General features: G+C 63.3%; 18 protein-coding genes and 1 tRNA gene. 5 read left to right on the forward strand and 14 right to left on the reverse strand.

The genetic code is table 11. The features are described 5' to 3' along the window. Window position 1: 1 nt before the first annotated feature. The 3 genes from ACSU1L_RS02830 to ACSU1L_RS02840 all read left to right on the forward strand — a co-directional run bounded on the left by ACSU1L_RS02830 (window position 2) and on the right by ACSU1L_RS02840 (window position 2,183). Entirely contained in the window at window positions 2-931 is a 930-nt protein-coding gene (locus ACSU1L_RS02830) for an SPFH domain-containing protein (RefSeq protein WP_438254610.1), read from the forward strand. After that, window positions 928-1,698, forward strand: a complete 771-nt coding sequence (locus ACSU1L_RS02835) for a glycerophosphodiester phosphodiesterase family protein (RefSeq protein ID WP_438254611.1) — start codon at window positions 928-930, stop codon at window positions 1,696-1,698. The genes ACSU1L_RS02830 and ACSU1L_RS02835 overlap by 4 nt, the downstream gene beginning before the upstream one ends. A gap of 113 nt (window positions 1,699-1,811) precedes the next feature. Then, window positions 1,812-2,183, forward strand: coding sequence for an RNA polymerase-binding protein RbpA (locus ACSU1L_RS02840; protein WP_439254655.1), 372 nt, complete (start codon window positions 1,812-1,814; stop codon window positions 2,181-2,183). Here ACSU1L_RS02840 and lnt read toward each other — a convergent pair. From lnt to ACSU1L_RS02885, 9 genes are read right to left on the reverse strand one after another with little or no spacing between them, the layout of a single operon-like run. Then, window positions 2,180-3,712 carry an apolipoprotein N-acyltransferase gene (lnt, locus tag ACSU1L_RS02845; RefSeq protein WP_439254656.1) on the reverse strand — a complete coding sequence of 511 codons (1,533 nt, stop codon included), beginning with the start codon at window positions 3,710-3,712 and terminating at the stop codon, window positions 2,180-2,182. The two genes, ACSU1L_RS02840 and lnt, sit on opposite strands and share 4 nt — an antisense overlap. 11 nt (window positions 3,713-3,723) lie before the next feature. Beyond that, window positions 3,724-6,198, reverse strand: coding sequence for a DEAD/DEAH box helicase (locus ACSU1L_RS02850; protein WP_439254657.1), 2,475 nt, complete (start codon window positions 6,196-6,198; stop codon window positions 3,724-3,726). Further along, window positions 6,195-6,962, reverse strand: a complete 768-nt coding sequence (gene tatC, locus ACSU1L_RS02855; protein WP_438254862.1) for a twin-arginine translocase subunit TatC — start codon at window positions 6,960-6,962, stop codon at window positions 6,195-6,197. The genes ACSU1L_RS02850 and tatC overlap by 4 nt, the downstream gene beginning before the upstream one ends. A 54-nt stretch (window positions 6,963-7,016) precedes the next feature. Further along, window positions 7,017-7,274, reverse strand: a complete 258-nt coding sequence (locus tag ACSU1L_RS02860; protein ID WP_439254658.1) for a twin-arginine translocase TatA/TatE family subunit — start codon at window positions 7,272-7,274, stop codon at window positions 7,017-7,019. A 55-nt stretch (window positions 7,275-7,329) separates the two neighbouring features. Next, window positions 7,330-8,301, reverse strand: coding sequence for a helix-turn-helix transcriptional regulator (locus ACSU1L_RS02865; RefSeq protein WP_439254659.1), 972 nt, complete (start codon window positions 8,299-8,301; stop codon window positions 7,330-7,332). Beyond that, window positions 8,301-9,290 carry a helix-turn-helix transcriptional regulator gene (locus tag ACSU1L_RS02870; RefSeq protein WP_439254660.1) on the reverse strand — a complete coding sequence of 330 codons (990 nt, stop codon included), beginning with the start codon at window positions 9,288-9,290 and terminating at the stop codon, window positions 8,301-8,303. Before ACSU1L_RS02870 ends, ACSU1L_RS02865 begins: the two co-directional genes overlap by 1 nt. Further along, a complete protein-coding gene (locus ACSU1L_RS02875; RefSeq protein WP_439254661.1) occupies window positions 9,290-10,264 on the reverse strand; it encodes an FKBP-type peptidyl-prolyl cis-trans isomerase in 975 nt (324 codons plus the stop codon). Before ACSU1L_RS02875 ends, ACSU1L_RS02870 begins: the two co-directional genes overlap by 1 nt. Before the next feature lie 10 nt (window positions 10,265-10,274). Continuing rightward, complete coding sequence (locus tag ACSU1L_RS02880) at window positions 10,275-11,291, reverse strand: tRNA (adenine-N1)-methyltransferase (protein WP_439254662.1); 1,017 nt, start codon at window positions 11,289-11,291, stop codon at window positions 10,275-10,277. Next, complete coding sequence (locus tag ACSU1L_RS02885; RefSeq protein ID WP_439254663.1) at window positions 11,288-11,974, reverse strand: HAD family hydrolase; 687 nt, start codon at window positions 11,972-11,974, stop codon at window positions 11,288-11,290. Before ACSU1L_RS02885 ends, ACSU1L_RS02880 begins: the two co-directional genes overlap by 4 nt. A 93-nt stretch (window positions 11,975-12,067) precedes the next feature. Here ACSU1L_RS02885 and ACSU1L_RS02890 point away from each other — a divergent pair, with 93 nt between their 5' ends. Continuing rightward, a complete protein-coding gene (locus ACSU1L_RS02890) occupies window positions 12,068-12,922 on the forward strand; it encodes a PAC2 family protein (RefSeq protein WP_439254664.1) in 855 nt (284 codons plus the stop codon). Here ACSU1L_RS02890 and ACSU1L_RS02895 read toward each other — a convergent pair. Together ACSU1L_RS02895 and ACSU1L_RS02900 are read right to left on the reverse strand one after the other, a co-directional pair. Further along, window positions 12,919-13,746 (reverse strand): undecaprenyl-diphosphate phosphatase, encoded by an 828-nt coding sequence (locus ACSU1L_RS02895; RefSeq protein WP_438254625.1) that lies wholly within the window; start codon window positions 13,744-13,746, stop codon window positions 12,919-12,921. The genes ACSU1L_RS02890 and ACSU1L_RS02895 overlap by 4 nt on opposite strands. Before the next feature lie 29 nt (window positions 13,747-13,775). Beyond that, a complete protein-coding gene (locus ACSU1L_RS02900) occupies window positions 13,776-15,071 on the reverse strand; it encodes a M20/M25/M40 family metallo-hydrolase (RefSeq protein WP_438254626.1) in 1,296 nt (431 codons plus the stop codon). Between the two features lie 110 nt (window positions 15,072-15,181). Between ACSU1L_RS02900 and ACSU1L_RS02905 the strand changes: the two genes are divergently transcribed. Further along, window positions 15,182-15,264: transfer RNA gene (locus tag ACSU1L_RS02905), tRNA-Leu, on the forward strand. Between the two features lie 55 nt (window positions 15,265-15,319). On the opposite strand, the gene ACSU1L_RS02910 is transcribed toward ACSU1L_RS02905, so the two are convergent. From ACSU1L_RS02910 to ACSU1L_RS02920, 3 genes are all read right to left on the reverse strand, one after another. Then, complete coding sequence (locus ACSU1L_RS02910; RefSeq protein WP_438254627.1) at window positions 15,320-15,979, reverse strand: hypothetical protein; 660 nt, start codon at window positions 15,977-15,979, stop codon at window positions 15,320-15,322. 78 nt (window positions 15,980-16,057) lie between these two features. Next, a complete protein-coding gene (locus tag ACSU1L_RS02915; protein ID WP_439254665.1) occupies window positions 16,058-17,152 on the reverse strand; it encodes a VIT1/CCC1 transporter family protein in 1,095 nt (364 codons plus the stop codon). Window positions 17,153-17,261: 109 nt separating this feature from the next. Then, window positions 17,262-19,004: a DEAD/DEAH box helicase gene (locus tag ACSU1L_RS02920; RefSeq protein WP_439254666.1), complete on the reverse strand. Its 1,743-nt coding sequence runs from the start codon at window positions 19,002-19,004 to the stop codon at window positions 17,262-17,264. Window positions 19,005-19,084: the final 80 nt, after the last annotated feature.

Here is a 19,084-nt window from a genome sequence, read left to right on the forward strand (position 1 = left end):
CGTGAACGACTCCTCGTTCATCCCCACCGCCATCGGGTGGATCCTCGCGATCGCCGTCATCATCTTCGTGGTGGTCACGGTTGCGCGCTCGGTACGCATCATCCCGCAGGCGACTGCCGGTGTTGTGGAGCGTCTCGGCCGTTACCACAAGACCCTTACTCCGGGACTGAACATCCTCGTCCCCTTCATCGACCGGTTGCGTCCGCTGATCGACATGCGTGAGCAGGTCGTTTCATTTCCCCCGCAGCCCGTGATCACCGAGGACAACCTTGTGGTGTCGATCGACACCGTCGTCTACTTCCAGGTGACCGACGCCCGCGCCGCCACGTACGAGATCGCGAACTACCTCGGCGCTGTCGAGCAGCTCACCACCACGACTCTTCGTAATGTCGTGGGTGGCCTGAATCTGGAAGAGGCCCTCACCAGTCGCGACAACATCAACGGCCAGTTGCGCGTTGTCCTCGACGAGGCGACGGGCAAGTGGGGCATCCGCGTCGGACGCGTCGAGCTCAAGGCTATCGACCCGCCGCTGTCGATCCAGGATTCTATGGAGAAGCAGATGCGCGCGGAGCGCGACCGGCGCGCGGCGATCCTGACCGCCGAAGGAACGAAGCAGTCGGCCATCCTGGAAGCGGAGGGTGCTCGCCAGGCCGAGATCCTCCGTGCCGAGGGCGACAAGCAGGCGGCCGTTCTCCGCGCCCAGGGCGAGGCAGAGGCGATCCAGAACGTGTTCGCCTCGATCCACCAGGGCGCCCCCGATGACAAGCTGCTCGCCTACCAGTACCTGCAGATGCTGCCGAAGATCGCAAACAGCGAATCCAGCAAGCTGTGGATCATCCCCAGCGAGCTCACCGAAGCGCTGAAGGGCCTGGGCAGCGCGTTCACGCCACGTCCGGATGCACCCCCAGCATCGGGTACACCCCGGGCGTGACCCACCCCTTCTTCGCCGGTACCCGGCGACCCAGAGTCCTCGCCCACCGCGGGCTCACTCTTGCGACGGATGGGGACTCTGACGCCTGGGAGAATACGGCGGCCGCGTTCGCCCGTGCGCATGCGGCCGGAGTCGAATACATCGAGACGGACTGTCGTGTGACGGCCGACGGCGATGTCGTGCTGTTTCATGACGAGACATTGACGCGTCTGCTCGGTGATGACCGACTCATCCAAGACGTGCGCACCGCGGAGCTGGTCGAACTGCTCGCGCCGCACGGCGGGCTGCTCACCGTTCGGGAAATGCTTGAGATGTTTCCTGAGACACGATTCAACATCGATGTGAAGACGGATGCCGCCGTTGCTCCGCTCGGGGCGATCGTTGCGCCGCACGCGCAACGCGTGCTCCTGACGAGCTTCTCGGATGCCCGTCGGGTCAGTGTGGTCGAAGCAGTGATGGCCGCCGGAGCGAAGCTGCGGCCCGCCACCTCGGCCGGCCGATCGAGCATGATCCGAGTGCGTGCCCTCAGCGTTCTCCGACTCTCCTCCACGAGGTTCTTCCGTGACATCGATGCCCTGCAGATTCCCGAGCGCCACGGCCGGTTGCAGGTACTGACACCGGCTCTTTTGAGGGCCGCGCATCGCCATAATGTTGAGGTCCACGTGTGGACGATCAATGACACCGAAGCGATGCAACGGCTCATTGCCGGAGGTGTGGATGGCATTGTGACGGACCGGGCAGATTTGGCGCTCAGCACCCTTTTCTGACCCGGAAACTCGCGGGACTGAGATTCGTCTGTGAATACCGCCGAGAAGGCGCGGACGTTGAGCGTGCGCACAGACGAGCCCGGTATACCTGACAGCGACGAGAGGACCACAAAATGGCAGATCGCAGCCTGCGCGGCATCAGACTCGGCGCCCAAAGCCTACAGAGCGAAGAGGGCGTCGTTTTCATGGAACGCCGCGAGACCACCTATAAGTGCGACCAGTGTGGTCATGTGACGACACTGATGTTCGCAGCCGATGCAGAACCGCCGCAGAAATGGGAATGCCGGGCATGCAACGCCGAGGCAGTGCTCATTGTCGATGGCAAGACCATCACGCCGGATGCTACCGACGAGAAGGTTGCACGCACCCACTGGGACATGTTGCTCGAACGTCGTAGCCGTGACGAACTGGAGGAACTCCTCGAGGAGCGCCTCGCGTTCATCCGTGCGCGTCGTGGAGCTGGCGAGCAGAAGATCGGCGCCTAGCGCCGTCGACGGGCTCGCCACCACCCGAACAGGAGCGCGCCCAGTCCACCCCACAACAGCATCTGCTGCAGCCAGGGACCAAGAAGCACACCCGGAGTGAGGCCGGTGCGAAGCTCGACACTTTCGAGCATCGCACCGGCCTCATCGGCGTTCAGGGCGGCGATTGTGGAACCGTCGGCACGAATCATCTGGCTGGTGCCGACCGTTGAGATGTTGACAACACTGCGCCCGGTCTCGATCGCTCGCATCCGCGCGAATGCGAGCTGCTGCAGGTTCTCATCGGTCTCGCGGAAATCGGCGTTGTTCGTCTGGAACACGAGCACCTCCGCTCCCCCGAGCACACCCTCGGTGATCACTTCGTCGTAGATCACATCGAAGCAGATCGCGAGACCAACAGCCACGCCGTCGACATCGACAAGGGGCGGATTCGTGCCGTGGGTGTACTCACGGCCGATCAAGCCGATCAAGTCGGGCACGATCGCGTTATAGAACTCCCGGTCGGGAACGTACTCACCGAAAGGCACCGGGTAGCGTTTGTCGTGCGACTGCTCTGCCGTGCCATCGGGCATCCACAGCATCGAGGTGTTGAAGTACAGATCTCCCCGCGCTGTGGCCGCGTTGGCGAGCAGTGGGGCTCCGATTCTCGTCGCTGTCCTGGTCATCTTGCGGGCAGTGTTCTTGTCCTGGAACGGGTCGTAGCCGCTCGCGCCCTCCGGCCAGATCAGGAGGTCGACGTCTTCCCCGATCAACGGTTCGGTGGCATCGATCTGCGACTGGATGACGGCGTAAGGCTCGCGGTCATCGAAGTAGCCTGTCGGACCGTTGCCCTGCACCGCGCCGATTCGCATGGTACCGACTGGCGTGGTGGGAAACGCTGGTGTGACCAGCAGGATGAGAACCAGTGCAGCCGGCAGCGCCAGGCGAATCGGTCTCTCCCATATCCGGAGCCGCACGCCCTCGATAAGCATCGCGACGGCAAAGACGATGAGAAAGCTCAGCCCGCTCACCCCCACCCATGACGACAGGGACGCCAATGGACTCTCTGACTGGGTCATCCCCAAACGTGCCCAGGGGAAGCCCGTGTAGGGCCATGACCCCAGGAGCAGCTCTCTGCCCACCCACAACGCGGCAACAACGGCAGGGAGGGTGACCAGGCGCCCCACAAGGCCTGGAAAGGCGCGCGGCAGCCATCGGTAGGCCAGAGCGATGGGAATGACTCCGACAGCGGTCAGTACGCCCTCGACCGTGGCGAGGGCCGCCCACGGGATGGCGCCGAGATAGCGGCTCGTCCACGACACCAGCAGGAAGAAGAACACAGCACCGTAGACGAGTCCGACCAGCAGCGCTCCCCCGGCCCGACGCCCGATCAGCGCCAGCAGCAACAGGGCGACAGCGGGGAAAGCCAGCACCCAGACCGCAGCAGCCGGATAGGCAAGATCCATCAGCACACCCGACAGTGCGGCCGCGATCACGGCGAGCCACAATGGCAGAATCGGGCGCGGCATCCGTGCGGTGGGGTGTTTCGGCATCCGTTTGATTCTTACATTGCCGAGTAGGCGACGATGCCGCGTCGTACGCCATCCAGCGCTTGACGAGCAGTACGCGCGATCGAGATGTCTTCCGCGACAAGCGAGAGCTGATCCAACAGGTCGATGGTCTGCTTCGCCCACCGGACAAAGTCTCCGGCGGCCATATCGGCATCGACGAGCACTCGATCCAGCAGCGCACCCCGAGCCCAGGCGTGCATAGGACCGGCCAAACCAGCAGATAGCGGTTCAGACCCGGGCAGCTGATGATCTTGCTCGAGATCGTCCAACCGTGCCCACAGATCACTGGTCTTCTCGTACGCGACACGGAATGCTCCGCGGGGCAATCCGCGCTCCCCCGAGTTCGCCTCGTCACGGCGAGGCTCGTACACGAGGCAGCACGCCATAGCCGCCAGCGAGGGCGCGTCGAGTCCCTTCCAGAGTCCCTGTCGCAGTGATTCTGCGACGAGCAGGTCGCGTTCGCCGTAAATGCGACGCATCGTTCTTCCGGCGTCCGTCAACGAGATGTCGTCTCCTGCCCCGGTGACGTAATCGAGAGTGAAGAGAACGTCGACAACACGGTCGAAAACGCGCGCCACGGTGCCGGTTCGCGTCTCGATCTGCTTACGGGTGCGATCGGTCTGGCGCTTCAGCTTCCAGTAGCGCTCCGCCCACCGTGCGTGTGACTCGCGGTCCGGGCACCCATGACAGCCGTGGCGCTGCATTCTGGTGCGCAATGACTGGATACGCTTCATCCGCTTGTCACGCGCACTGCGCGGCGCGTGTGAGTCCTGCCGGTTCTTTTTCTCGAGGTCGCTGAGCTCTCGGCGGATGCTGGCGTAGTCGAGGAAATCGCCGTGTTCGCAGTCCATCGCCGACAGGTACCCCGCCAGCGACTCTTCCGCCTCGCGAACCTGCCGCGCAAGGCCGACGACCGCCCGGTCAGCCTGGAACTGTGCGAACGACGACTCCAGAATCTGTCGCGCACGAGGACGCCCGAACATGTCGATCAGGTTGACCGCCATGTTGTATGTCGGTCGGAAGCTGGAATTCAGCGGGTAGGTGCGTCGCGATGCCAACGCGGCGACAGCCTGCGGATCCATTCCTTCGGTCCATTGGACGACCGCGTGTCCTTCGACATCGATTCCCCGCCGCCCGGCACGTCCGGTCAGCTGCGTGTACTCCCCCGAGGTGATCGCGACACGGGCTTCGCCATTGAACTTCTCCATCTTCTCGAGCACCACAGTGCGCGCTGGCATGTTGATGCCGAGCGCCAGTGTCTCAGTGGCGAAGACGACCTTGACGAGTTTTCGTCGATAGAGCTCCTCGACGACTTCCTTGAAGGCGGGCAGCAGTCCTGCGTGATGGGATGCGACACCGCGTTCGAGGTTGTCTACCCACTCGAAGTATCCGAGCACGCCAAGGTCCTCGTCCTGCAGGGTGCGCGTGTGCTCTTCGACGAACTCCCGGATCTCTGCGCGCTCCTCAGGAGTCGTCAGGCGGATGCCGGAACGCCGAACCTGTTGCACGGCGGCGTCGCAGCCGACACGGCTGAAGATGAAGAAGATCGCCGGTAACAGGTTGGTGCGCTCAAGCAGTTGGATGACATCGGGGCGATCCATCCGTTCGATCCGCTGCACGTTTGCTGAACGGACGGGGCGGCGCCCACCGCGCGGCGGCCGCGGGCTCTGTCGCCCTGCATGCCGGTCGCTGCGGTACGCCTGCGACTTCTTGTTGTTGTCGTGGCGGGAGCCCGTGGCAGAGCGGATGCGCATGAGTTCCTGGTTGACCGTCGCCGTGGCGATTCCTGCGCGGTCGTCGAAAAGCGGCAGCAGGTCGTCGCGGACGAGAACGTGCTGCTCCAGCGGCACCGGCCGAATCTCCGAGACGATGACCTCTGTGTCACCGCGCACAGTGTCAAGCCAGTCCCCGAACTCTTCGGCGTTCGAAACGGTGGCGCTCAGTGAGATCAGCCGGACCGAGGCCGGCAGGTGGATGATGACTTCTTCCCACACCGCCCCGCGAAAGCGGTCTGCCAGGTAGTGAACCTCATCCATGACGACGTAGCGAAGGTCAGTGAGCGCCGCAGAATCCGCGTAGATCATGTTCCGAAGCACCTCGGTGGTCATGACGACGATGCGGGCGTTGCCGTTGATGTTGGTGTCACCGGTGAGCAGCCCGACGTCATCAGGGCCGTAGACGTTGACGAGCTCCCGGAACTTCTGATTCGACAGCGCCTTCATCGGCGTGGTGTAGAACGCTTTGTCAGACGGGGTCTGCATGGCGAGATGGATCGCGAACTCGCCGACGATCGTCTTACCGGCACCCGTGGGAGCCGCCACAAGCACGCTGTGTCCGCGCTCAAGCGCGTGGCACCCCTCGATCTGGAACGGGTCGAGGTCGAACTTCTGCGTTGCAGCGAAGGCAACCGTCTCTGGATGCGCTGCTGCGTCACGCGCCGCGGCATACCGCTCGGCCGGGGACGTCATGCCGCAGCGTCCGGAAGCAGGCCTTCGGCCTTGAGCCGCTTGTTCTTGCGGCGGTCGAACAACAGGGACAGCAAGCTGGCTGCGAAATACAGGACGACCAGGATTCCTGCGAGCAGGAGCATGGAGAAGATATCGGCCGCAGGGGTCGCAATCGCTGCGAACAATGAAGCCACGAGCACCGCGACACGCCAGCCTTTGAGGAGCGATCTTCCGGTGACAATTCCCGCGGTGTTCATAGCCACCATGAACACCGGCAGCACGAACGCAATACCGATGACGATGATGAACTTGAAGATAAAGTCGTAATACTCTTTCGCGTTGAAATAGTTCACTCCCCCCTCTGGTACGAAGCTCGACATAACTTCGATGACGTGTGGAGCGACCATGACTGCCACGTAGGCGCCGCCGAAGAAGAGCGGAATCGCTGCCGCGACGAACCAGATGGTGTACTTGATCTCCTTGCGGGTCAATCCCGGCATGATGAACGCCCAGATTTGCCACAGCCAGACAGGTGCGGAAAGCACCATGCCGATCGCGAAGGCGATCCGCAGTCGCAGATCAAATGCCGATGAAACCCCGGAGAACACGAACTGCGCAAAAGGAGTCTCTGTGCCGCGCTGCTCATCGAGTATGCGGATCGGAGACGTGATGTACCAGATGATCGGGTCGGTCACAATGAACGCGATGACCATGCCGATAACAAGCCCGATCACCGCAATGATCAGCCGTCGACGGGCTTCTTTAAGATGCCCTCCCAGCGACATCCGCCGCTCGCGAGTGGTGTTCTGCGGCGCAGGCGTGTCCAGCTCGGTCACAGCCTAAGAACTGCGTGGAGGCGTGTCCTGGTCCGCAGGACGAGAAGTCGTCGGTTGGACAGGCTTCACCGTAGGAACGTCGGGAGCGTCTGAGGTGGCGGCCGGAGCATCGTCCTCCTTGAGCGCCTTCATCTCACCCTTGAACAGCCGCGCGGACTGACCAAGACTCTTCGCAAGCGCAGGCAACTTCGCTGCGCCGAAGAGCAGGACGATGATGATCAGGATGATCCACAGGTGTGGCCCTGCGAAAAGATTGCCCATGGATTGCTCCTCAATATGGGTTGGCTTGGTGACAAGTCTAACCGAGGGATGAAACTTACGGCTGGCCATACAGCGTGAGTCCGGCTGCTGCCCATTCCCTCGCGGCCGTGCGCGCGATCACTGGATCCTGCACTTCCAATGCGCCGCCAAAGCGGCCGGCGATGCGCTTGACACCGCGCGGGTCCGACATTCGGATACGGATGGTCGCGCGTCCGTTGTACGACTCTGAGTTGTCCGCGTGCACATAAGCGCCCAGAAGCGGGACGAGCCGCTCCGGCAGTTGTACTGTCACCTCGTCATCGTCGCTGATTCCGATGAATGACTCTGGGAGGTGCTCGTCACCGTGCGTGATCGGAATATCGGTGAGCTCAGGATCGCTCACCCGATCGAGGTGGAACGTGCGCATCCCCTCACGAAGATGGCACCAGCCCTGCAGATACCACTGCCCGTCCGTGATGAGCACTTGCACCGGGTCGACGGTGCGGGTGGTGGCTGCAGCATCCGGAGCCTGATAGCGGAACGACAGCGCGACCTGCTGATCAACGGCTGCTGAGACAAGGTTGCGGACGTTGTCGACGCGTGTCGGCGCAATTACAACTTCGGCCGGGGCGTCCGCAGCCGCGCGCGAGAGTTTCGCCAGCAGCCCGGCGACGAGCCCGGAGCCCGCAACCGCTGGCACAGCAGCGACCATCTGCAAACCGGTCAGCAGTGCGGCAGCCTCGCGAGCGGTGAATCGGGGCACACGGCGGAGTCCGACCTCGTTCGTGATCTCAATAATGTCTTCCTGGTCGAGCAGGTCCCAGTTGATGTCGAACATCTCCTGCGGCTGCTGCCAGAACCCGTCCTCGCCCGGGAGGCCGATGACCGTGAGCTTCTCGACCATCGTGCGCATTTCCGCGGTGCTCACGCCGAACTCATTCGCCGCGTCCTCGAGCGACACCTGGCCGCGCTCAAGAAGGTACGGCACGAGGGTCAGGTAGGCGCGCACCCGGTCAGCGGCCAGAAGCGGCTGGGCTTTCTCGCTCATCACCCCATGCTCCCTTCCGGATGCGCGGCGATGATCGCCTGAAGCCGAGAGATCACGGCATCCCGCAGATCCTCGGGGCTCACCACGCGGACTTCGGGGCCGTATGAGGCAAGCTCATCCGCAAAGACATGCACATCGACGAAAGGAACAGTGAACCCCTGGGTCGCCGCAACAGCGCGCCTCCCGAGGCGCAGAGATGCTTCGGTTCCCGGGGTTATCTCCAGCAATGCGGAGTTACGCGCCGCCACCGCTTCCAACCCTGCAAGCGCTCGATCGCCGGCGCCCTCTCGCAGGCCGGCGTCAAAGCTCTGTTTGGCCACCGTGACATCGCCCACGATCCGGCTGAGCAGGAACGTTCGCTCGTCATCGGCATCCAGGTCGATGCCATACACATGCCAGCGAGCTTCATACTCCAGCAGCGCGAGCGGTTCAATCCGGCGTCGGCGCGGCGACTGCTCCCCCGGCTTCAGATAGTCGAAGGTCACAACGCGGCAGCGCTCGATCGCGCCCTGCAAGGGTGAGAAGCTCACCTCGCGGGTGGTGATGCGCGGAGCAAAGCCGATGATCGGCTCATCGCCATCGATGCCGAGGGCACGGATCTTGCGAACCCCGGCTTGCGCATCGGCCGACGCAGACTCCGCGCTCCAGACGCTCCCCGCCAGTTGAAGCACCGCGAGCTCAGCCGGGCTGAACTCGATGTCCGCAGGCAAATCGTATTCCGCTTTAGGAATGCGATAACGCGCTTCCCGAAGGTCATTGGGGTCCCCGGCGTCGCCAATGGTCTCGATCGGGACACCGAGCGTACGCAACTCGTCCTTGTCGCGCTCGAACATCTTCTCCAGGGCATCCGTTCGCGCACCGGCATCGGCACGCTGTCGGTATCCGGAGATGTTGTCCAGGATCTGCTGTTTCGTGAGCCCGATCTCCGTGGCCATCAGCGCCACGACGAGATTCGTCTGACGCTCTTCCGGCGGGATTCGGGCGGCCATCACTGCTGCGGTGCTGCCGGCGGATTGATACCGAGGATGTCGACGACGAACACCAGCGTCGCATTAGCCGGAACGGCGCCGGAGCCCTGCTCGCCGTAACCCAGCTCCGGTGGGATCACGATGAGTACCTGTGAGCCGACGGTCTGACCGACCAGGCCCTGGGTGAAGCCCGGAATCAGGCTCGCGAGGTCGAATGTCGCCGGGGTGCGATCCCACGAAGAATCAAAGACCGTCCGCTCGTCCCACGTGACCCCGGTGTAGTTGACGAGTACCCGGTCGTCTTCGGCGATCTTGGCGCCATCGCCCTTGAGGAGCGTCTGCACGTCGAGTTCGGTGGGTGCCGCACTTGCCGGAACGATGATTCCCGGGCGGCCGTCGGATGCCCGCACCACGGTCGGCATGCCCGCGGCGTCGTTGTACTGCGGTGCACCGTCAGCCTTCGCCGGATAGGTCTTGGTCACGTCGAATACCGCGACCACGGACTCATCTTCCTGCAGACCGAAACCGCTCAAGTTCTGTGCGCCGAAGTCTTCGGGAGTGATGACAGCAAGCACCCGGCTGCCGCCCGTCGCGCACTCAAGCGCTTCGCCGAATGCCGGAACACGCTGAGCCCAGTAATCGATGCTCACGAGCTGTTGCTGTTCGTCGTCGTAGGCCGTGCCGGCGATCTTCTCACCGGTTTCCCCGGAGAAGATCGAGAATTCCACAACGGCGCCCTGCGTGGGGCTGGTCAAAGCGACGCCGTCACCGACGACGATATCTCCGAACGAGCTCTCCTCAGCCCCGATCGGGGAGAAGACCTCAACCTTCGGTGTGTCTCCGACATTGCCCGTGATCGTCGCCAAGTCTTCGATCCCACTCGTCAACGCTGCGCGGTCGCAGGCAGCACCGTCGAATGCGGGCGCGGCCGTGCATCCGGTCAGGGCGACGAGGGCGAGACTGAGGGAGGCCAGGGCGGCAGAGGTTTTACGCACGCTTTCCAGTCTATTGCGAACGATGCTCGGCGTCGCGCGATGCCGCGGCTTGGCGTGCCCCTTCAGCGGCTTTTGTCGCTTCACGCACGCGTTTGCGCAGGTTTTTGTCGGTGATTTCACGGTCTCCGACCGCGCCGGGCGTCCAGAGCTCCACATCTTCATCGCCGTAACTGGACTTCGACGCACGACGCTTGACCTCAGGGGCGATGGTGCCTGGTGCCAACCGTCGGGCAGTGATCAGAAAACCTGTGTGTGCGACCATCCGGTGATCCGGGCGCACTGCAAGTCCTTCGACGTGCCATCCACGCACCATCGTCTCGGAGGCGTCCGGATCCGTGAACAGCCCCATCCCCCGGATGTACTCGGAGACGCGTGAAAGCTGTGTGGCGGTGGCCACGTAGCAGAGCACGACGCCTCCGGGGGTCAGAGCGTCCGCGACGACCTCCATCACTTCCCATGGCGCGAGCATGTCGAGCACAACCCGGTCGACGGTTCCTGCCGGCAACTGGGTGGGAAGTGCGTCCAACAGGTCGCCGACAACGACGCGCCAGGTGTCGGGGGTGCCGCCGAAGAACGTCTCCACATTGGCCCTGGCGACGTCAGCGAAGTCGTCGCGGCGCTCGAACGAGACGAGTGTGCCAGTGGAACCGACGGCCCGGAGCAGAGACAGCGAGAGGGCGCCAGATCCTACGCCTGCTTCGACGACGGTCGCGCCGGGAAAGATGTCGGCCTGCATCACGATCTGCGCGGCGTCCTTGGGGTAGACGATCGCTGCGCCGCGCGGCATCGACATGGCGAAGTCCCGCAGCAGCGGGCGCAGCGCAAGATACTCATGCTCAGAGCTGTTCAACACGACCGAGCCGTCTGGCAGCCCGATTAGATCGCGGTGAAACAGAACGCCATGGTGAGTGTGCAGTTCGCCGTCTGCCGTCAGAGTGACCGTGTGCATCCGATTTTTCGGACCGGTCAGCTGCACACGGTCGCCCTCGCGAAACGGTCCTCGCGCTCGGGTGGATGCTGCGCTCATCGGCGGGCCCCTTCGGCTGCGGTGACAGTGGTGTCGTAGAGATCAATGATGTCGGAGGCGCTGCGCCCATCAAGCGTCGGCCACAGCGCATGTGCGCCATGCCCATCCAGCGGAATCATGTGCGGCACGCCAAGGGTAACCGCGCCGGACGCAATTCCCGATCGGAGTCCGGTAACTGAATCTTCGATGACCAGGGCCTCGGTGATGTCGATGTCCATGAGGGAGGCTGCCTGCAGATAGGGAGCCGGGTGCGGCTTCGGGTGTTCGACCTCGTCTCCGGCGACGATGTACTCGAACGCATCGAACTCGATCAGATCCACCACGCTCTGAGCCATCCGGCGCAGCGACATGGTCACCAGCGCGGTGCGGATGCCTGCCGCTTGAAGATCGCGCAACAGTTCCTTGGCTCCAGGGCGGAAGGGGACGCCCTGGGTGGCGAGAGCGGTTCGGACGTCATCGGTGAGCTTGTCCACGATCGACTCCGGCGCCATGTCGACTCCCACTGCCCGCAGCAGCATCGCGCTGTCCATCAGACCGTTGCCGACAAGTTCCAGCGCCTGCTCGTGTGACCACGTGCCGCCGAACGATTCGACGAGCGTCGTCTCAGCAGCCATCCAATACGGCTCAGTGTCGACCAGTGTTCCATCCATGTCCCACAGGACTGCGCGAGGCTTTTGAGTCACTCGACCATGCTAGCCCGGCGCTGTCTCCCACACCGGCCGAGGGCCGACTAGCCTGGAACGATAGCTCGAACTTGGACGGGAGAAGAATTCTCGATGGATGCACTCGGAGACCGCATCGTCGTTGTCGCATTCGACGGGTGGAACGACGCTGGAGAAGCCGCCAGCGGCGCGATCGACGTGCTGCGCGACAACGGCGACTATGAACTCGTGCACTCCGTGGACCCTGAGCTGTACTTCGACTACCAGTACACCCGGCCGTCGTCGCAAATGGACGCAACAGGTCGGCGTGAGCTGCGCTGGCCGGAGGCCGCGCTCTGGCGACCAGCTGTTCCTGCGGGCGATGGCACACCCGAGTTCTGGCTGCTCACCGGAGTCGAACCCGCACGCACCTGGCAGGCTTTCGCTAACGAATTCATCGACATCGCATTGCGCGATGATGTGACCGGTTTCATCACGCTCGGCGCGATGCTGTCGGACGTACCGCACACCCGTCCCATCTCGATCTTCGCGGCCAGCTCGAATGAGCAGGTGCGAGAAGCGCTCGACATCGAACGTTCACTGTACGAGGGGCCCGTAGGCATCCTCAGCGTCTTCGAGCATTTTGCTGAGCGCGCCGGAATCCCCACCGCCAGTCTCTGGGCGAGCGTGCCGCACTACGTGGCAACCGCCACCCCATCCCCGAAGGCAACGCTCGCTCTGCTGGACCGTCTGGAAGAGCTCACGGGCGTCGACACCCCGCGCGAACGCCTGCGCACGGATGCCGCGACCTGGGAGGCGTCGATCGACGCTGCGGCAGCTGACGATGAGGATATGACCGAGTACATCCATCAGCTCGAGCGCACCCGCGATACCTGGGACTCCCCCGATGCCTCGGGCGATGCGATCGCCCAGGCGTTCGAGCGATACCTCAAGCGCCGCGGCGACGGCCCCGGCGACCACAAGCGCTAAGCCGCGATAGCACCTGTCGACAGCAGGATCAGCAGCGTCCCGCCGAGCAGGATGCGGTAGATCACGAACGGCAGGAAGCTGCGCTTGGAGATCCAGCTCATGAAGAATGCGATCACGCCCAGTGCGACGACGAAGGCGATTCCGGTGGCTGCGACTGTCTCGCCCAGCGTGAAGTACTGATCCGGCGCATCCCAGCTCTTAATCAGTTGATAGAAGCCACTGCCGAACACGGCGGGGATTGCCAGCAGGAATGCGTACCGCGCGGCCGCAGCGCGCTCGTATCCGAGGAAAAGTCCCATCGTGATCGTTCCACCGGATCGAGACACTCCGGGAATCAGCGCCAGTGCTTGGGCGAAGCCGTACAGGATGCCGTGCGGGTAGGTGATCTGGTCGAGTTTGCGCTGTTTAGCACCGACGTAATCGGCGATGCCGAGCAGAATTCCGAAAGCGATGAGCATAATCGCAACGATCCACATCGACCGCAGCACGGTCTCGATCTGGTCCTGGAACAACAAGCCCAGAACGACGATCGGGATGCTGCCGATAATGATCAGCCAGCCCATTTTGGCGTCGGGGTCATTGCGGGGAACGCTGCCGGCCAGTGAGCGGAACCAGCGGCCGATGATTCTCGTGATGTCGCGCCAGAAGAACACCACGACGGCTGCCTCTGTGCCGATCTGAGTGATCGCCGTGAAAGCCGCACCCGGATCCTCGCCCGACCCGGTGAACGTACCGACGATGCGCAGATGCGCACTCGATGAGATCGGGAGGAACTCGGTCAGTCCCTGGATGATGCCGAGGAACAGCGCTTCGAGCAAATGCATGGAGAGACCTTCTGATGGTGCGGAGCGGGTTAGTAGGAGCGCAGCAGATCGGTGAGAACCTGCTTGCCGAAGACAAGCGATTCTACGGGTACGCGCTCGTCAACCCCGTGAAACATCCCTGTGAAATCCAGATCCGGCGGCAGCCGCAGCGGTGCGAACCCGTATCCGGTGATGCCGAGGGTTGCGAGAGCCTTGTTGTCAGTGCCGGCACCGAGAAGATAGGGAATCACCGGAACTCCGGGGTCGTACTTGCCGAGGCTGTGGACCATTGCCTCCACCAGCTCGCCGGAGAACGGGGTTTCCATCCCGATGTCGCGGACGACGGTCTCGATCGTGATGTCGTCACCGACGATGCGTTGCAGTTCGGTGAGGACCTCGTCTTCGGTACCGGGAAGTACTCGCACGTCGATAAGTGCTTCGGCGCGTTCCGGAATCACATTGTGCTTGTAGCCGGCGTTGAGCGCGGTGGCGTTCGCGGTCGTTCGAAACGTCGAGCGAAGAAACGCCGCGGCGGGACCGGATGCTCCCGCAAGTGCGTCGGGATCATCAACGGGACGGCCCGTGAGCTCGCTGAGTCCGTGCAGCAGCGCGTGCGTGGTGGGAGTGAGCCGGATGGGCCAGCGCGTGTTCCCGATGGCAGTAACGGCCTGCGCGAGTTTCAGCACGGCGTTATCGTCGTGCAGGCGGCTGCCGTGGCCCGCGCGGCCATGCGCGACAAGTCTGATCCAGATGAGCGCCTTCTCCCCCACCTGCAGCAGATAGGCGCGACGATCATCGACGTTGATCGAATATCCGCCGACTTCGCTGATCGCTTCGGTGGCACCGCGGAACCATTCGGGGCGGTCTTTGACGACGAGGGCCGAGCCCTCGACGCCGCCGTTCTCCTCGTCGGCGAAGAACGCCAGAACAAGATCACGCTCGGGTTGCTCCCCTGCTCTGAGGATGTCTGCGACAGAAGTCAGAATCATCGCATCCATGTTCTTCATGTCGACAGCGCCGCGACCCCACAGCATCCCCTCCCGGATCTCGCCGGCGAAAGGGTCAACGCTCCAGTCTTCGGCTATCGCGGGAACGACGTCGAGGTGACCGTGGACGACAAGTGCAGGTTTGCTCGAATCGCGACCGGGCACGCGCGCCATGACATTCGTGCGGCGCGAGATCGGCTCGTAGTACTCAGCAGCCAGCCCCAGGCCCTCGAGATACGCACCGACGTACTCGGCGGCTTCCCGCTCGCCGTTGGCGCGTCCGCCACCAAAATTGGACGTGTCGAACCGGATCAGATCTTGCGCGATGCGCACGACTTCGGGATGCGAGGACGGAACCATATGGTCAGGCTACCGAAGTCCTCCGGCACGCCCGGGGTGCACTGTGGTTCGTCGAGCCTGCCGAGATCTGGTAATGTTTCTCTTCGGTCGGCAACGACTTTTCATCACCTGCGCGGGTGGCGGAATGGTAGACGCGCTACGTTGAGGTCGTAGTGCCCGCAAGGGCGTGGGGGTTCAAGTCCCCCTCCGCGCACAGAACGAAAAAGGCTCCCGAAAGGGAGCCTTTTTCATTCCATCAGGTCGAATTCTTATGTGCTCTCTGAGACCTGCGGATCGAATCTGAGTCGTTCTTGCAACTCATCGACGAGTGCACTGAACTTCGTATTGCATCCATCGATCTCTCGTACGAGCGGTTCCTTGTTTTGCGGTTGTGGCGATTCTTCCAGCTCGAGCGCGGCATCCCGAACGCGATCCAGCCGCAGCGCGATCGCTGCCACATGCCGGAGAATCTCTTCGTTGTCCCCGCTGGAGGCCAGGAACTCTGCCCAGCGGCTTAGCGCTTCGGAGAGTCTCCGCCGTTCATCGACGACGACTTCTCGCAGCACATGCAACTGCGCCGACAGTTCAGCGGGTGTGCTCGCATCCACTAGCGTCGGGATGCTTCGGGGGTGTACCCGTCCCCGAGAGATCTCACTGCCTTCTTCATCAGCGAGGGCATGGAGGAATTCTGAGAGTGCCAGACGGTTGACGGGCGCCCACCTTCTCGCCGCCGACTTCTCCATGACGCGGCTCAGCACGAGCGCCGTCAGCAGGAAGGTGACCAGGCCGGCCGCCAACCCCGACAGAATCACCAACTCTTGCCAGATGCCCGTAGCGATATCTATCCAGAGGATGATCCCAATAACGACGAACGCTCCCACGAGCACAGCGATCCGCTGGGTCTGCACGCGCGCTGCATCTCGACGCATGACTCCACCTCCTGATGACTTCCTTCGTCGTCACCATAGCGCGCCCGGTGTGGGCGGTGAGCATTCGCTCGGACGCGCTCAGACCGCGCCGACGCCGAAGAACAGCCCCAGCGCGTAAGTGACTGCAGCGGCACCGAAGCCGATAGCGAGCTGTCGCAACGCGCGACGAAGCGGCGGGCCGCCCGAAAGCACACCGACCATCGCTCCGGTGCCGAGAAGCGCGATGCCCACCAGTACAAGCGCCACCACGATCGCCGTGAGTCCGTGCAGGCCGAAGATCCACGGCAACACCGGGATGATCGCCCCCGAGGCGAAGAGCAAAAAGCTCGAAATCGCTGCCGTCCAGTCGCTACCGATGATGTCGTGATCGTTCGATGCCGCGCGGATAGGGCCGGTAGCAGTGCGGCGTACCCCCTCTTGCGCAGCGGTGATGATCCGGCGTGAGCGGGCCAGTGCCTCGTCCTGATCGATACCGCGCGCACGGTAGACGAGCGCAAGCTCGTTCTCATCGATGTCGAGATCGCCGGCGGCCAACGCCGCATCCTCATTAGCCTCGGTGGATGCCAGCAGCTCGCGCTGAGATCGCACCGATACGAACTCGCCTGCCCCCATCGACAAGGCCCCGGCGAGCAATCCGGCGATACCGCTGAACAGCACGAAACCCGAGCTGACGCCGGTAGCGCCGATGCCGAGCACGAGGGCGAGGTTGCTCACAAGACCATCGTTGGCACCGAATACGGCGGCGCGGAACGAGCCGGAGAGCCGGCGCCGTCCGCGCGCGGCAAGGCCGCGAACCACCTCGTGGTGGATCTTCTCGTCGGCGCGCATTGCCGGAGTCGCGTACTTCTCGGTGTCATACGGCGAGCGAGCTTCTGCGCTCTGAGCAAGTACCAGCACGAAGATCGATCCGAATCGGCCTGCCATCCAACTCAGCAAGCGCGAGCGAAAGCCCGCTCGCGGCAAGCGTGCGGGCTCCTGCCCCAGCAGATTAAGCCAGTGCTGTTCATGGCGCCGTTCCGCATCGGCGAGTCTCTGCAGGATCGCCTGCTCCTCACCCGTCTTCCGTGCGGCAAGCTGCTGATAAACGGAGCCCTCAGTGCGTTCCTCCACGAGGTAGCGCGCCCAGCGCCGCCGGTCAGCGGGGGTCGGCTCTGCGGCTGCAGGCGCAGTCATTGTTCCTCCGAGAAAAGTAGTGCATGTGCCCAGCTGGGGCTCATCAACCGTATCGATGCACGGACGCCCTCCCCGCCGAAACAGCGGGATTGCCAGCATTTCGGGGCTCCTAAGAGCGAACCCGCTTGCGCAGCAGCTCAATACGCGATTGCAGTTGTGTGACGGTCGCCTGGGCGACGGCAGGTCCCCCGCAGAGGCGACGCAGTTCGGCATGCACGGCGCCATGTGGCTCACCGGCTTGTCGAGCGTAAAGGCCCACCAGGCTGTTCAGCAGCTGCCGCTGCTCACGTAGCGTGCGATGCAACGGCGCCGGTAGCGTGGTGACGGTTTCTGGGCCTTCGACGGCCTCGCGCGCTTCGCGCAGCTTCGACTGCCGAGATTGGCGTTGCATCAGCAACTCATGAACGTGCTCAGGCTCCAGCAACCCCGGGATGCCGATGAACTCTTCTTCTTCGGGGGTGCCAGGCTCAGCCAGCTGACCGAAATCCTGTCCCTCAAAGACCACGCGGTCGAAGTGAGCGAGAGACGAGATCGCCTGGTAGCTGAATTCCTGTGTCAGCGCGTCGGATGCGTCTTCTTCACGATTCGCGCTCTCCAGCAACGAGTCATCAAGACCGTCTTCGTCTTTGCTCTGGCGATCAAGTGCGTGGTCGCGCTGCTTCTCAAGCTCGTTTGCGAGCCCCATGAGCACAGGAACATTCGGCAAGAACACGCTCGCTGCCTCGCCGCGGCGTCGTGCACGCACGAAACGTCCGATGGCTTGCGAGAAGAACAGGGGCGTTGACGATGACGTTGCGTAGACACCCACCGCGAGGCGCGGAACGTCGACGCCCTCCGACACCATCCGCACTGCGACCATCCACCGGCTGGTATTCGCGCTGAACTTCTCGATGCGCTCCGAAGCGGAGGCGTCATCGGAGAGCACGACCGTGGGCTGCTCGCCAGTGATGCTGTGCAAGATCTTCGCGTAGGCGCGCGCCACTGTCTGATCCGTCGCCAGCACCAAGCCACCGGCATCCGGCACATGATTGCGGACCTCGGTGAGCCGGCGGTCAGCGGCTGACAGCACCGCAGGCATCCACGCCCCCTCAGGATCCAGCGCCGTGCGCCAGGCCTGGGAGTTGACGTCCTTGGTGTTGTCTTGTCCGAGATGGGCTTCGAGCTCATCCCCCGCACTTGTGCGCCAGCGCATCTTGCCGGAGTACATGTGAAACAGCACGGGGCGCACCACACCGTCGGCAAGGGCACGGCCGTAACCGTAGGCGTAGTCCGTGCTCGAGATCCGGGCGCCGGACTCATCCGGGGCGTACGTGACGAACGGGATCGGAGCGGTGTCGCTGCGAAAGGGCGTCCCCGACAGCGATAGGCGTCGTTTGGCTGGACCATAGGCGTCACGGATCGCGTCGCCCCAGCTCAACGCGTCGCCACCATGATGGACCTCGTCGAGGATGACCAGGGTCTTGGCATCTTCGGTCAAGTGACGGTGCACAGAAGATTTGGCGGCCACCTGCGCGTATGTGACGACGACACCGTGATATTGCCGCGATGGTGCCCAGTGGCTGTTACGGAATCGAGGGTCCAGCCGGATATGTACCCGGGCCGCAGCATCCGCCCATTGTGTCTTGAGATGCTCCGTCGGCGCGACGACGATGACGCGGTTCACCTCGCCCATGCGAAGCAATTCCACAGCCAGAGTCAGCGCGAAGGTCGTCTTACCAGCGCCCGGTGTTGCGGCGACCAGAAAGTCCCGTTGATCACGCGCGAAATAGGTCTCGAGAGCCTCGCGCTGCCAGGCACGAAGTTTGTCGGCCGTTCCCCATGGGGCGCGCTGGGGGAATGACGGAGAGAGCATCGATTCAAGGATAAGCGAGGGCGCGGACATCGGGATCCTCCCCCACCGTCGACGACGCTGAGGGTAGGCTCGGTGCCTGC

Origin of the sequence: Microbacterium sp. A94, from assembly GCF_051842855.1 — a bacterium.
In the GTDB taxonomy this organism is placed as follows: Bacteria; Actinomycetota; Actinomycetes; order Actinomycetales; family Microbacteriaceae; genus Microbacterium.